General features: G+C 60.8%; 14 protein-coding genes. 4 read left to right on the top strand and 10 right to left on the bottom strand.

What is annotated here, in order from left to right:
- Nucleotides 1-212, top strand: a 212-nt coding sequence (locus J6497_RS13725; RefSeq protein ID WP_225704798.1) for a hypothetical protein, incomplete at its 5' end; no start/stop codon positions are given.
- Between the two features lie 646 nt (nt 213-858).
- Here the strand turns inward: J6497_RS13725 and J6497_RS13720 are convergent.
- Complete coding sequence (locus J6497_RS13720) at nt 859-1,569, bottom strand: autotransporter outer membrane beta-barrel domain-containing protein (protein ID WP_312010287.1); 711 nt, start codon at nt 1,567-1,569, stop codon at nt 859-861.
- Between the two features lie 98 nt (nt 1,570-1,667).
- Here J6497_RS13720 and J6497_RS13715 point away from each other — a divergent pair, with 98 nt between their 5' ends.
- Together J6497_RS13715 and J6497_RS13710 are read left to right on the top strand one after the other, a co-directional pair.
- On the top strand, nt 1,668-1,931 hold the full coding sequence (locus tag J6497_RS13715) for an integrase core domain-containing protein (protein WP_249793536.1): 264 nt from the start codon (nt 1,668-1,670) through the stop codon (nt 1,929-1,931).
- A 242-nt stretch (nt 1,932-2,173) separates the two neighbouring features.
- On the top strand, nt 2,174-2,650 hold the full coding sequence (locus J6497_RS13710) for a hypothetical protein (RefSeq protein WP_225704796.1): 477 nt from the start codon (nt 2,174-2,176) through the stop codon (nt 2,648-2,650).
- A 1,336-nt stretch (nt 2,651-3,986) separates the two neighbouring features.
- On the opposite strand, the gene J6497_RS13705 is transcribed toward J6497_RS13710, so the two are convergent.
- The 9 genes from J6497_RS13705 to J6497_RS13665 are packed head-to-tail and all read right to left on the bottom strand — an operon-like array spanning nt 3,987 to nt 13,020.
- Nucleotides 3,987-6,326 (bottom strand): xanthine dehydrogenase family protein molybdopterin-binding subunit, encoded by a 2,340-nt coding sequence (locus tag J6497_RS13705; protein ID WP_225704795.1) that lies wholly within the window; start codon nt 6,324-6,326, stop codon nt 3,987-3,989.
- The gene (locus J6497_RS13700) at nt 6,323-6,802 is read right to left on the bottom strand and encodes a (2Fe-2S)-binding protein (protein WP_225704794.1); all 480 of its coding nucleotides are present in this window, start codon (nt 6,800-6,802) and stop codon (nt 6,323-6,325) included. Before J6497_RS13700 ends, J6497_RS13705 begins: the two co-directional genes overlap by 4 nt.
- Entirely contained in the window at nt 6,799-7,668 is an 870-nt protein-coding gene (locus J6497_RS13695; RefSeq protein ID WP_225704793.1) for an FAD binding domain-containing protein, read from the bottom strand. The genes J6497_RS13700 and J6497_RS13695 overlap by 4 nt, the downstream gene beginning before the upstream one ends.
- Before the next feature lie 3 nt (nt 7,669-7,671).
- The gene (locus J6497_RS13690; protein WP_225704792.1) at nt 7,672-8,454 is read right to left on the bottom strand and encodes an alpha/beta fold hydrolase; all 783 of its coding nucleotides are present in this window, start codon (nt 8,452-8,454) and stop codon (nt 7,672-7,674) included.
- Nucleotides 8,455-8,465: 11 nt separating this feature from the next.
- On the bottom strand, nt 8,466-9,185 hold the full coding sequence (locus J6497_RS13685) for an ABC transporter ATP-binding protein (protein ID WP_225704791.1): 720 nt from the start codon (nt 9,183-9,185) through the stop codon (nt 8,466-8,468).
- On the bottom strand, nt 9,175-9,918 hold the full coding sequence (locus J6497_RS13680; RefSeq protein ID WP_225704790.1) for an ABC transporter ATP-binding protein: 744 nt from the start codon (nt 9,916-9,918) through the stop codon (nt 9,175-9,177). The genes J6497_RS13685 and J6497_RS13680 overlap by 11 nt, the downstream gene beginning before the upstream one ends.
- Nucleotides 9,915-10,916: a branched-chain amino acid ABC transporter permease gene (locus J6497_RS13675; protein ID WP_225704789.1), complete on the bottom strand. Its 1,002-nt coding sequence runs from the start codon at nt 10,914-10,916 to the stop codon at nt 9,915-9,917. Before J6497_RS13675 ends, J6497_RS13680 begins: the two co-directional genes overlap by 4 nt.
- The gene (locus J6497_RS13670; RefSeq protein ID WP_225704788.1) at nt 10,913-11,773 is read right to left on the bottom strand and encodes a branched-chain amino acid ABC transporter permease; all 861 of its coding nucleotides are present in this window, start codon (nt 11,771-11,773) and stop codon (nt 10,913-10,915) included. The genes J6497_RS13675 and J6497_RS13670 overlap by 4 nt, the downstream gene beginning before the upstream one ends.
- Before the next feature lie 26 nt (nt 11,774-11,799).
- Nucleotides 11,800-13,020: an ABC transporter substrate-binding protein gene (locus tag J6497_RS13665; protein ID WP_225704787.1), complete on the bottom strand. Its 1,221-nt coding sequence runs from the start codon at nt 13,018-13,020 to the stop codon at nt 11,800-11,802.
- 218 nt (nt 13,021-13,238) lie between these two features.
- Between J6497_RS13665 and J6497_RS13660 the strand changes: the two genes are divergently transcribed.
- Nucleotides 13,239-13,874 (top strand): GntR family transcriptional regulator, encoded by a 636-nt coding sequence (locus tag J6497_RS13660; RefSeq protein WP_225704786.1) that lies wholly within the window; start codon nt 13,239-13,241, stop codon nt 13,872-13,874.
- Nucleotides 13,875-13,895: the final 21 nt, after the last annotated feature.

Here is a 13,895-nt window from a genome sequence, read left to right as displayed (position 1 = left end):
ATTTCCTCCGGCAACTGCCGCGCGACGATAGCGAGCGCGACGAGCACGAATGTCGCAAAGGCCGCGAAGGCAATCGTCATACCTGGCTCGGTACTGAATGTGCGCGGCACGAGAAATATCGCACCACCGGCGAAAGCAAGGGTGACCAGCGCAAAGAGGAGGCGGCCGAGGAGAAGACGCTGCACGCGGATTCCTTAATTGTCTTGCCATGATCAAAATCGTGCATCGCCGACTGGCGGGGACATTAATTTGAGAAGAAAACGTCTTGAGTGGCTCTGAGTTCCGTACGATGCTTGGGAATGATTTTATAGGGCTGTGGCGTAGACATAGTTCTCCGTTTCATCGGTTTCCGCCCACCAATGATTTCAAATATTTAGCCATCGTCCTTCTGCTGACAGCAAAAGCTACCGCCCCAGTTATCGCACCAGATTGCAACGCGCATTCGCACGAGATCGTAGGTTAGCGTTGCGATATCTTGGGAGCGCGCTTCAAAGGTCGATGCTAACATTCTTTATCGCGCGTCTGAACAGATTTGCGCCGGCGATCGCGGCCTCTCTGAACTCCTATGCTAAAAGATGTGGTTCGCCGCGTTTCGATCTTGTTCGATGCAAGCAAGCAGCGACAGCAGGCGAGCCTTTCGTTGATAACCTGCGAGCAGACCGCCGTTACGGTCAATAGGTGTCGACATCTAAGAAATACTGGCCGTTGGCGATAGCAATGTTGAATTTACCAGGGTAATCCTCTTCGGCTTCGTTCACGCTCCCTGAACTCGCACGCTGTCACCGCAGGTCGGCTCGAAGCTCGCGCACGCCGCGCCCAAGGCGTTCCTGTAGGAGCGTTCGCAGTGAGGCACCGCGGTCATAACCTACCTCGCGGCAATCTTCTCAATATCAAGACCGCTGCCGTGAAGCAGGGATTGAACGTGCTACGCTTGCTGGCATTGAACGACTTGTCAGTGCGAAAGCCGAACTCGCTGCGGCTGACGGTCACCTCCTTCGACGCATAGGCGAGGGCGAAGGTGCCGGCTCCCGCGATGGCCCGCTCAGCATAGCTGGGAAGATCGAGCGCGATGACCTGCGCCGCTGCATAGGGGGTGACGCCCATCCACGGTGTGACAAAGCGATAGCCGCCTTCCGCACGGCCCGAGAACGCCTTTGCGTCGAATTCCGCGCGCAGGCGATCGAGACTGCCGCCTGCCGCTACATCGCGGTCGGTGGTGACGCTTTGCCAGCCATAGGCCAGGGCGGCACCGACATAGGCCGGACCAGCATTGTGGCGAACGAACATGCCGGCCTGGAACAGGTCGGAATGACCGCTGCCGCCGTTGGTGACCTCGAAACGTGTTTCGCCGCCCGTGAGCGCGAACCCGACAAGGGTGTCCGGAGAAACGCGATAGTCCAACCCGACCGCGCCGGCATAGATGCTGCTCCTAGTGTTGTTCGACCCGACCGACCCGTTGCCGTCGGCGGTCTGGACACCACCGAAGCCCGCCAGCCACGTGCTCCAGCTCGGCGCGTCGACGAGGGCCCGCGCCGACTTCGCCGTGGAACGCCTGGTAGGGGTAGTCAACCCTGTATATACCGAAAACCTTATTCGCGATCGCGATCGCATCTATGGCAGCCTCGTTACGCGCTGATTGCGCGCCATGGGCATCCGCGACAAGCCTGTTGCACCAAGCCTCGCCGTGGCAGAATGGCTTTGCCGAACGGCTGATCGGATCGATCCGCAGGGAATGCCTCGATCATATCGTGGTGTTCGGCGAACGCCATTTGCGCCGTGTGCTGCTGTCCTACACGGACTACTATAATGGCACGCGCACTCACCTGTCGTTGAACAAGGACGCGCCGATATCACGGGCCGTCGAGATAGCCGGACGCATTATCTGCCGTCCGATCCTGGGCGGACTGCATCATCAATATGGCAGGATTTGATTTACGGTAGGCAGCGCAGCGGAGTTGACAGATGTCTATCGGCACTTTCTGTTGCTGTCTCGTCCGGAGCCGTGCTATGGGGCGCGCCGTTCGCTTCGTGCGCGACCAGTCGCTGCCGGAGGCGCACTATCACTGCTACCTCTGCAGCCTGCCGGGCCCGTTCACCCAGGACTTTGCGTCATCTCCCACGGCCCCGGTGTTCCTTCCATCCCGCGACCGAATGGCCAAATTCGCGCCGCTGTTTGGTAAGCGCCGAGCGGCGGCTGAGGATCGGCATCGTTTGGTCGGGCAGCGTCACCTTCAAGCCCAACCGGCAGCGCGCGCAGTCGCTGCTGCGCTTCTTCCAGGGCTTCGCACTTCCGGGCGTGCAGCTCTACAGCCTGCAGAAGGGGCCGCCGGAGCAGGAGCTGCGGTCACTGCCGCGTGGTGGCCCGATCATCGGCCTGTCGCCGCTGATCAACGGTTTCGCCGATACCGCCGCCGCCATCGCTAGCCTCGACTTCGTCATCATTACTAACGGCTCCGTCGCCCATCTCACGGGCTCCATGGGCAGGCCGATCTGGGTGCTGCTCGGCTACGTCGGGCTCTGGCTGCTCCATCGCACCGATTGCCCCTGGTACCCGTCCATGTACCTGCTCCGCCCCCGCGCCGAGGGTGACTGGGACTATGTGCTCGACATGGCATCCGCCGAGCTGATGGCGATGACGAAGCTGTATTAGACGAGCGAAGGGGTGGCCAAACTATATCGCGACTTCAACCAACCACCGATTTCTTGCGATATTGGCGCAGGCGACCCAGAAGGGCTTTCGCGTTTTGGACGCCGTTTCGCAGAGATCGGGTGTTGCGGCTCCAGGATTTGAACCTACGCGGGAGCACTTCAAAAGCTGGCGATGGATTGCGCACGAACGGCGGCGTTTGGCGGACCACCAAGGCTCCACGTCGCCAGTCAGGCTGCTCTCCGGTAGGAAAACAGGGCTTCGGAAAGAGTGCGTCTAGCGATGTAGCGCTTCCCTAACTCGAACCCCCGATTCTTTGTTGTCCCTGAGGCGCCCGACGCTTGCAAAGCGACGTCACGGCCGCCAATCCCCACGCGATTGAGTGAAAGCTTTGGACACAACCTCCTGAGGTTCGGGCTCGGGCGCCCCCAGGTCTTGATAATGGAATTGACCTTTGTCGGAAGCGAAACCCCGTTTCAGCCGTAGCTCCAACGATGGGTTTTGGTTTGGAGAGGTCGAAAATGCTTTGTCTTTCAATGGGAATTGACTGACACTCTCTCCGTCACACCGATCTCATGCAATCAGTTTCGGAATCTCCCGTTCGATCAAGCGCAAGCAGAGGACGTTGCGAGCTTGGGAGTTAATCTTGCTCGGTCGCATTCGAAGCGTAGTTGGATCGCACACAAGAGGTGGCCTTTGGCGGGCGAACTGTCAAAGTGCCGCTCGGCCAGCACCAGTCGTTTGTCACAGCTTGCTCAAATTGCCGCTGCTTGGCTGGAGCTGCTTCAAATTGGCTCATGATGGATCGGAGCGAGAGTTTCAGTTTTTCAACAAGATAAACGGCCGCGTGTGCACGACGTGTGCAACGGAGATCAAGAAAAATGTGCGCAAGTGTGGGCGGTCGCTTATTCGAGTGATGCGGGTCCGCAAAGAGCCGAGACGGCCCAGAGAGCTAGAGGTCGCAGGGGCAGGGTACTCACGCACGACTTTAGGAGCGGGTCGCCTCGTTACGGTGTTCGGCCTATCGCGAAGAGATCCGCGAATGGCAGTGAGGACAAGACTTGGTGTCGGGGGTTTGAGTCGCTCCCCCGCTACCAAGGGCCGCGATTTTCTAGGCCAATCTACGATTTCCTACGATTTCGTTCGCCTGATGGTAGCGGTCGGAGCTCGCCGGGACGATTGCATTGCTGCAAACCGACGGTGAAGATCTGGCTGGCTCTGAGAGTTGACTTTGTTCGGCTGGTAAGGCGCTTCGGAGTCGGGCCGAACAATCTGGATCGGCAGCTACCGGTGCGGATGGTTTGCTGGCGATCAGGTCCAGTTGACGGCCGATTGACAATCAGGCCTTCGCCGCCGATGCGGTCCTCTCTAACCATTTCACCACCTGTTGCGGCGAAATCGGGTGAAGGTGGATGAACGGCGCGTTCGATCCCAGCGCATTCTCGACGGCCGAGATCACGCAGGCCGCGGCTGGAATTGTGCCGCCTTCGCCGGCGCCTTTGACGCCGATCGGGTTGCGCGGCGACGGTGTCTCCACGTGATGGATTTCGATTGGCGGCATCTCGGAGGCCAACGGCAGGAAGTAGTCGGCGTAAGTGGTCGTCAGAGGCTGGCCGGCTTCGTCATAGATCATGCGTTCAAACAGCGCGTTGCCGATTCCGTGCACCACCCCGCCACGAATTTGGCCATCGACAATGAGTGGATTGATCAGCTTGCCGCAGTCGTGAACCACGACGTAGCGAACAACCCGCACATCGCCGGTCTCGGGATCGATCTCGACCTCGCAGGCATTTGCGCCGTACGCAAAGGTCAGTGCGGTGGAGTTGAAGTAGGCAGTCGCCGCCAGGTCGGGTTCCATGCCGCCTGGGAGACTTATTCCGACATTCCCGGCCAGTGTTCGTGCGATCTCCGATAAGCTGACGTTCATTCCCGGAACACCTTTGACTCGTACTGCTCCGCCTTCGAGTTCGAGATCTTGCTCACCAACCTCCAGCTTATGGGAGGCAAAGGCGATCGCCTTGGCTCGAACCTTCTGTGCAGCCAGTTCAACCGAAGAGCCGGCCGTTACTGCGATCCGGCTTGCAATGGTGGACATGCCCAACGGGAATCTCGAGGTGTCGGCGGTCTCGACCATCACGTCATTCAGCTCGACGCCAAGGGCATCAGCGGCGATCTGCGCGAAAGCCGTACGATGTCCCTGACCTTGGCTTGATGCGCCGGTGCTGACGACGACCTTTCCCGCTGGCGTGACCCGAACCGAAGCTCCTTCAAATGGACCGAGGCCGGTATCCTCGACGCAGGATGCGATACCGAGGCCAAGCAGCTTCCCGCGATCCGCGGCTGCCGCGCGGCGGGCTTCGAAACCGGCAGCGCCGATTTTGTCGAGCACGAGATCCAGAGCGGCGATGTAGTCGCCACTGTCATAGGAGATCGGTGAGCCATCACGCGCCTTCATGCCAGTAGAGTAAGGCATTTGGTCGGCGCGAACGAAGCTGCGCCGGCGCACCTGCTGTCGGTCGATACCGAGATGGCGCGCAATACGGTCGGCGAGCCGTTCAAGCAAAAACGCGGCGTTTGGGCGGCATGCGCCACGTACGGGTGACGTCGGCACCAGGTTCGTCAACACGACGTCAATTGTAAGGTCGAGCGCCTCGAGCGCGTATGGGCCCGGAAAGCTGGCCAGGGCTGTCGCCGGCAGAATGAGACCATAGGGCGCGTAGGCACCATTATCGTGGATGCAATGGCCGCGGATCGCGCGCATCCGTCCGTCGTTGTCAAAGGCGACATCGAGCGTCCAAACTTGTCCGCGTTGCTGTGTTGTGGCGACAAAGTGTTCCTGGCGGTCCTCGATCCATTTGACCGGCCGCCCAGTCTTGATCGCGGCGAGCGCCACGGCGAACTCTTCCGGATAGACATTGGCCTTCGGGCCAAAGCCGCCGCCAACATCTGGCGTCATCACACGGATCTCGCTCTCATCGCGCCCGAGATAGGTCGCAAGATGTCGCCGCACCATGTAGGGCGATTGTGAGGACGTAGACAGTGTGAGCACACCGGAATGCGGATCGACGCTGGCAACCACGCCTCGGCACTCCATGGAATGGCAGCCGCCGCGATGAATATCGAAGCGCTCCGTCAGGACATGGTCCGCCTTCGCAAACACCGCGTCGCAATCGGAGAAGCCGGCCTTCAAGCTGGCCGCAATGTTGCTCGGTCGCTTGCTGTGGACCCTGGGCGCTCCGGCTTTCCACGCAAGGACGGCGTCGGCAACAGCCGGCAATTCCTCGATGTCGAGTAAGACGGCTGCTGCTGCATCTTCGGCCGTTGCGCGGTCATCGGCGAGCACGATCGCGATGGCTTCGCCGACGTGACAGACCTCCTCCACAGCCAATGGGTGATAGGTAATTGGCGTCGGCAGGAGAGGGTGCGGCGCCATCGGCGGCATCGCGCCTTGCGCGATCCCGGCAAAATCCGCCATCGTATAGATCGCGACGACGCCCGGCATGCCCTTGGCGTCGCTCGCATCGATGTTGCGGATACGGCCATGAGCCATACTGGCCCGGACGAAGGCCGCATGCAGCATTCCTGGAAGCACTGCATCATCGACATAGCGTCCCCGACCCGCCAACAAGCGCGGATCCTCGACACGGGCAACCGCAGCCCCGAAATAACGTGCGCTCATGGCGTGCTTGTCCTTACCGCTGCGGCAGCAAGAGCCGCTTCGACTATGCCCTGATAGCCGGTGCAGCGGCAGATGTTGCCCGAGATCGCCATTCTGATGTCATGTTCAGTCGGGGAGGGCGTGGCGCGCAGTAAGGCTTCGAGCGTCATCAGCATGCCGGGCGTGCAGAACCCGCATTGCAAGCCGTGATGCGTGGAGAACGCCTGCTGCAGGGGAGAGAGTTCGTCGCCATTGGCGAGGCCTTCGACAGTTTCAACCGTGCAACAGTCGATCTGCACCGCCAGCATCAGGCAAGATCGCACTGGCACACCATCCACGATGACCGTACAGGCGCCACACACGCCGTGCTCGCACCCGACATGTGTTCCGGTGAGTCCAAGGCCGTAACGCAGGAAATCGGCAAGGTGCGTCCGTGGATCGGCGCTGGTCTCGCGGGGCTCGCCGTTGAGCGTGAATGTAAGGTGTTTTCCGGTCATTGGGACCGCTCCAGACTGCTGCAGGCCTCTCGCAGGGCGCGACCGATCAGGATACCGGCGAGATGGCGGCGATAATCGGCCGTTACGTGAACGTCTTCCATCGGGTCGAGGGCGCGTGCTGCGTCAATGATTGGTGCGAGCGCGATCTCGCGGATGATCTGGCCGACGAGCGCCGCTTCGGCGTCGTAAAGACGCCGTGGTGCGGGCTCGACTCCGAACACCAGCAGTGCCGTGCGCGTGATCTGGCCCCTGCCATCGACCTCGAGGAGCGCCGCCGCGCCGGATATGGCAAAGTCACCGTGCCGCCGCGCGTATTCTGCGAAGCCGTAGCCGTGACCTTTGGCCCAGGGTTTGAAGCGCAACGCCTCAAGAAATTCCTGATCTTCCAGCGCGGACTGCAACAGGCCCTGAAACCAATCCGCCGCCGGGATTACCCGGCGGCCATTCGGTCCAGTGGCAACAAACTCGGCATCGAGCGCAGCGCAGATTGCCGGCTGCTCGGCGGACGGATCGAGGTGGCAACAGCTGCCCCCAATCGTTCCGCGTGATCGAGTCTGGATATGGCCGACATGCTCGAGCGCGCGCGCAAGCAGTGGGAGTCGAGCCTGGATGATTGGAGAGGCGAGGATGTCCGCCTGACGGGTCATGGCGCCGATTTCGATTCCGTCGACGGTTTCGCGAATGCCCGCGAGTTCCGGAACGCGGTTGATGTCGATCAGGTGATCGGGCGCGAGCACGCGCAAATTCAGCATCGGCATCAGCGATTGGCCGCCAGCGAGGATCTTCGCGTTGTCGAGACTCGCCAGCAGCGCGCCGAGCTCCTCGCGCGTGTGTGGTCGGTGATATTGGAACGGTGGCGCTTTCATGGATCAGGTCAGTGCGAGGAAATCCGAGATCGTCTTGATGAAAGTTCCAGGCGATTGTGCCATTGGCGCGTGACCGCAACCCGGAATTTCGATCAGATCGGCCTTTGGAAGCGCCTTGGCCAGCGCACGCGCCATCTCCGGCGGCGTCGCGGCGTCGAGTTCACCCACCACGACCAGGGTGGGATTGCGAATGGTCGCAATGCCAGAGGTCAGATCCAGTGCGGCGAGCGCGAGGCAGGCTTCGGCAAAGAATTCCGGATTGGTGTTAAGCAGGGCATTGCGCCGCTCGGTGGCGATTTCGGGATGCGCCGCGATATAGTCTTCAGGGAAGAGCCGCTTCATAGCTACCTCAATGATAGCTCCCATGCCGGCCTTGCGAACGCGTTCGGCCATTGCGTAGAATGATTGCTTGCCCTCAGGAGAGAAGCTCATTCCGGTGTCAGCGAGCACCAGACGATCGAACTTGCCGCCGTGGCGGATCGCCAAGGTGCTGGCGACAAAGCCGCCGAAGCCATTGCCCAGCACATCGGCCGTCGCGCCAAGGTTCAGGGCTCCGAACAGCCCGGAAATGCGGTCGGCGATGGCTTCTATCGTCGCGCCGGCCGATGACGAACCACCAAAGCCCGGCAGGTCAGGCACGATTACCCGGCGTGTCCGCGCGAGCGCCGGCACGATCTTGTCGAAGATGGTACGATCCGCAAGAAGCGAGTGAAGAAGCACAATGGGCTTTCCGGCTCCGGACTCGACGATGTCGAGAACTCCATCGCGCAGGGAAATCGACGCCATGCTGTAGCCTTTCAATAAACGCCAAGAAGTTGTTCGATGCGCTGGCTGTCCGCGCGAAGCGAGCTCGCTGCACCTGTATGCGCGATATAGCCGGTATTCAGGACCACGACCTCGTCGGCGATTTCCAGGGCAAGCTTGATGTTCTGCTCGACGAGAATGATCGACAGACCGCTGTCGCGAAGTCGCTTCAGGACGGCGGCAACCTCTGCGACGATCTGCGGGGCGAGACCTTCGGATGGTTCGTCGAACAGGATCAACTGCGGATTGGTCATCAGGGCGCGGCAGATCGCGAGCATCTGCTGTTCGCCGCCGGACAGCGAGCCGGCGAGCTGTCGCTGCCGCTCCGCTAACCGCGGAAATGCGGTGTAGACATCGTCTAGTGTCCAGTCGGCCCGTTGGGCCGAACGGTTGCGGCGTGCGGCGACGGTGAGATTCTCATAGACGGTCAGCGAGGGAAATATCCGTCGGCCCTGCGGAACGAGACCGACACCTTTCAGCGAGATCGCCTCGGGCGACAGGCCGGCGATCGACTGGCCGAACAGTTCGAGGTGTGTGGCGTTGGCACGGACCAGGCCGATGATGGCGCTGATGCAGGTGGTCTTGCCGGCGCCATTGCGGCCGAGCAGGCCTAGAACCTGTCCTTGCTTCACGGTGAAGGACAGATCGTGCAGAACATGGCTCTCGCCATAGAACGCATTGAGGCCGCTGATCACAAGCGCGTCAGTGCCCAAGATATACCTCCCGCGTCTTCGGATCGGCAACCACGTCGGCGCGATTTCCCTCGACGACGATCTGACCGCGCTGCATCACAGTAATGACATCGGCGAAGGCGAGGGCGACATCCATGTCGTGCTCGATCATGATGATCGTCACTTCACGCGGAATGGTTTGCAGGAGTCGCTGGATATCCCGCCGCTCGTCGGCCGAGAGACCCGCCAGAGGTTCGTCAAGCAGCAGGAGTTTCGGCTTTTGGGCGAGCGCCATGGCGATCTCGAGCCGACGCTTTTCGCCGTAACTAGTGTCCGCCACCGTCCTGTCGGCGAGATGTTCAAGGCCGACGAGAGCCAAGGTCGCTCGCGCTTCATCCCAGAGCGTCTTCTGCCGCCTTATGTCGGACAGCGGATTGAAGCGCAGTCTCAGCAGGCCCATCAGCGACATGACGACGTTGTGCAGCAGCGTGTTCTTCGCGAACAGCGTGATGATCTGGTAGGTCCGTGCCATCCCGAGATGCGTGCGCTGGTCCGCGGTCTTCCTGGTGACGTTCTCGCCGAAGATCCGGATTTCGCCTCGCGAGGGCGGAAAGTCGCCGGCGACAAGATTGAACAGGGTCGTCTTGCCCGCTCCGTTGGGGCCGAGCAGCAGCCGCCGTTCGCCAGCTGGCACACGCATTGACACGTCGCATACCGCCGGCAAGCCACCGAAAAAGCGATGAAGTCCCGTGACCTCGAGTGCGGGCACTGTCACGTCGGGCGCTCCTCGGTAACGGGCAGAGCCGGCGTCGTGGGCGAACCCCGGCGTTTCCTCACAATGCCGCGCAGGCGGCGCGTGCCAGGCACAAGGCCTTCGGGCATGAACATCACGATGGTCACGAAGATGATCCCAAGCAGCATCAGCCACCGCGTGATGTAGGCGCTCACGACGTTCTTTAGGATAACGACGAGCGCTGCGCCCACGATCGGTCCAAACAACGTGCCGGTCCCCCCGGCAATGACCATCAACAGCGTCTCGGCTGACGTGGTAAGGTGAAGCGTTTGCGGGCTGACGAACTGGTTGTAATAGGCGTACAGCATGCCGGCAATCGCGCCCCAGAATCCGGCGAACACGAAGCTCAGCCACTGGATCAGCCACACATTGTAGCCCAGCGCACGCATGCGCCGGGGCTGATCGCGCGCGCCTTGCAGGCTTTGTCCGAGGCCCGACTGGATGAATCGCGATATCAGCCACATGGCCGCGGCCAGGAAGATCAGGGCGAAATAGAAGAATGCAGTGGGGTTCATCAGGTCGACCCCAAGCGGGTGTGGCCGGACAGCGCCGCCAAGACCGTTGTCGCCACCAGTGAGGCTCGCCCATCGATAGGCGATGCCCCACAAGATCTGGCCGAGCGCCAGGGTAATCATCAGGAAGCCGAGCCCGGACGCGCGCAGCGCTAGATAGCCGAACAGCATGGCGAGAATCGTCGTGGCGGCGATGGCCGCCAGCGCACCGGCGAGGGGCCCGAAGCCTGCGTGGGCGGTAAGATAGACCGTCAGATATGCGGCGACGCCGAGATAGGATGCATGGCCGAGCGAGACCATGCCGCCGAATCCTACCAGCACGTTGAGGCTCATTGCGAGGATTGCGGCGATGACGATTTGAGTTGCGATATTGACGTAATAGTCCGATGTCACCAGCCATGGCATCGCCAGCAGCGCGGCGATTGCGACCAGACCAAGGACTATTTGGGGGCGCGAAGTGCTGATCAAATGGCTTGCCTCCCGAACAGACCTGTAGGCCGCAAGGTCAGGACCAGCACCATAGGCAGAAACAGGATCACGTAGGCGAGGTCCGGAAAGAGAGCTTGGCCGTAGCTGTAAATGAAGCCGATGATCAGGCTGCCGATAAACGCGCCCAGCAGGCTGCCGATCCCACCAAGGATCACAACGACGAGGGCGAGCGGCAACATGTCGGTATCGAGGCCAGGGTAGACCGAGAGGATGGGGCCAGCCAGCACGCCGCCGGCGCCGGCAAGTGCCGACCCAAGGCAAAACACAACCGGAAACAGAAGCGATGTTCGGATACCCATCGCGCGCGCCATGCTGAGGTCGTCGACGCCGGCGCGGATCATGGCGCCAAGGCGACTGCGTTCGAGCAGGAACCACAACGTGGCAGCCAGCGTGAAGGCGACGCCGATGACGAACAGGCGGTAGATCGGGAACGCAAGTTGCTGCACGCGAAATGCGCCCGCCAGTTCCCGCGGCATCGGGACCGGACGGGGGTCGCCGGTCCAGATCCAGACACAGGCGTCGGCGATGATGAAGGCGATGCCAAGGGTCACCAGTACCTGCGCCAGCGGCTGTCCGCTCAATCGCCGCAGAATAAATCGTTCAATGATCGCGCCCAACACAGAGATGGCGAGGCCACCGATCAAGATCGCAACCCAGAAGCTTACCCCGGCGTCGATCGCCGAAAGCCCGACATAGGCGCCCAGCATGAAGTAGGCACCGTGGGACAGGTTCACGATGCGCATCAGGCCGAAGATCAGCGAAAATCCCGACGCAAGGATGAAAAGGAGAGACCCGAACGCCAGGCCGTTCAAACCCTGAATGACCCAGAAATTCATGCGGACCTCTCTTCGCTGAAGCGAAATTATTTCACCGGCGTCCAGTCGCGCGAATAGACCGGGCTCTTCAGGAACTCCTCCGGCTTATAGGTCCAGAACTGGCTGACGGCCGGATAGGTCTTGATGACCGTGTTCTGCAACTTCCCGTCCTTCCTCTCGACCTTCCGGATCGCGATATCGAGGATCGGCTGACCGTATTGGTCGAGCTTGACCTGCCCGTACGGACTTTCGGGAATGTTGACGTTCCGCAGAGCCTTCATGAAGGCTGCCTTGTCCGAGATGTCGCCCTTCACCTGTTCGAGTGCATTATTGAGAAACTGGCAGGCCATATAGGCGCCCACGGTGTAGTAGCCGGGGTCGGCGCCGTAGGACTTGCGTACAGCTTCGACGAATTTCTTGTTAGCGGGCGTGTCGATGGCCGCGCTGTACCATCCCGCGGAAATCACGCCGAGTGCTTCGTCGCCCATTCTCTTGAGGATGCCTTCATCGACGGTCGTCATCGCGCCGAGGATAGGCTTCTGCATGCCGTAGTTCTTGTATTCGCCAAGAAACTTGATGCCGTTGCCTCCGGCGAACGCGGCAAAAACGGCATCTGCGTTAGGATCGATTTGGCTGATGTAGGTGCCGTATTCGGCTGCATTCAGCGGCGACCAAAGCTTCTGGATGACCTTTCCGCCGTTCTGTTCGAACGTACGCTGAAATCCGGCGGCGATTTCGTGGCCGAATGCGAAATCGTCGGCGACGATCGCGATGCGTTTGTAGTGCAATTCCTTGGCGGCATATTCGCCAAGCGGATGATGCGCCTGCGCCGAGGTGCCAACCGCACGGACGAACCACGGGTTGGGCTTTCGCTGAGTGAGGTCTTCAGCAGCCGCCGACGGGGAAATAATGGGGGTCTTTGTCTGGCGGATATAATCGTCGATTGCCAAGGCTTCGAACGCCGCCAGCGGCCCGATCAGAACCTGCGCGCCATCGCGCTCGATCAGCTCCTGAGCCTTGGTCTTGGTAACGGCCGGTTGGCCGGCCGTATCGGCAGTGATGATCTGGATCTTGCGACCGGCCATCTCGCCGCGATGTGCATCGATGCAAAGCTGGAGTCCTTCCTCCATCTGTCGGCCGCCCGCGGCTAGCGCGCCCGACCTGACGGTCATGAACCCGACCTTCAACGGCTCGGCCGCCTCGGAAGCGGTCACCAAGGCCCAACCCATCAGGAACGTGGTCGAAAAGAGCGTGGCGATCCGCCTCATATTGTACCTCCCTCGAAACAGATCTTGATACATCTGTTATTCTTAACTTGGTTGATTCTGAGATGTCACGAGACCTCTGGCAAGTCAAGAAGATCGTAAGGAGGCGTTTACTTCCGCGAAGTTTGTGGCATTTTGGAATATCTTAAGGTACCTTAGTGCCCGGCTGTCTCTGGTTGTGATATCTTACGAGGCGGCCTGACGGGGACGCTTCGGGCACAATGCAAAGCAAACGGATTTACGGGCTGCTGCGGCAGCAAATTCTTACCTGCGAGTTGCCGCCAGGCCGTGAACTGCGCGAACAGGAACTCGCCCAGGCGTTCGACGTCAGCAAGTCTCCGGTGCGCGAGGCGCTTCAGCAGCTTGTCAGCGAGGGCCTCGTCATTGTCATCCCGCGCCAGGGCTACCGCGTTGCTCCCCTCTCGCTGCGGGACGCAAACGAATTGTTCACCTTCCGCCTGACGATGGAACTCGCCTGCCTTGCCGAGGCGGTGAAGAACGCGTCCGATGAAGAACTCAAGGCGCTCGATCGATTTCGCGAATTCGACGGCGACTATGAGAGCCAGTTCATCACCTATAATCGGGATTTCCACTGCACGCTCGCGCGTTGTTCGGGCAACGCCCGCATGGCGCGAACCGCGTGCGATCTCATCGAAGAGACGGAGCGTCTTGTCCGTATGAGCGTCTCAGCCGTACGGGGGCCGAATGCGCATAAATTCGTCGAAGAGCACAATGCCATTATTTCCGCGCTGCAGGCGCGCGACTCACGCCGCGCCGTCAGCTTGTTGCGGGCGCACGTGGCGGCCGCGATCAAGCGCTTCAGCGCCGCGCTCGAATGGACGGTGATGCAAGCGTAATTCCAATTTGTCGACAAGAAC

The organism is Bradyrhizobium cenepequi (assembly GCF_020329485.1).
In the GTDB taxonomy this organism is placed as follows: Bacteria; Pseudomonadota; Alphaproteobacteria; order Rhizobiales; family Xanthobacteraceae; genus Bradyrhizobium; species Bradyrhizobium cenepequi.
This window is presented reverse-complemented; position numbering and strand designations above follow the sequence as displayed.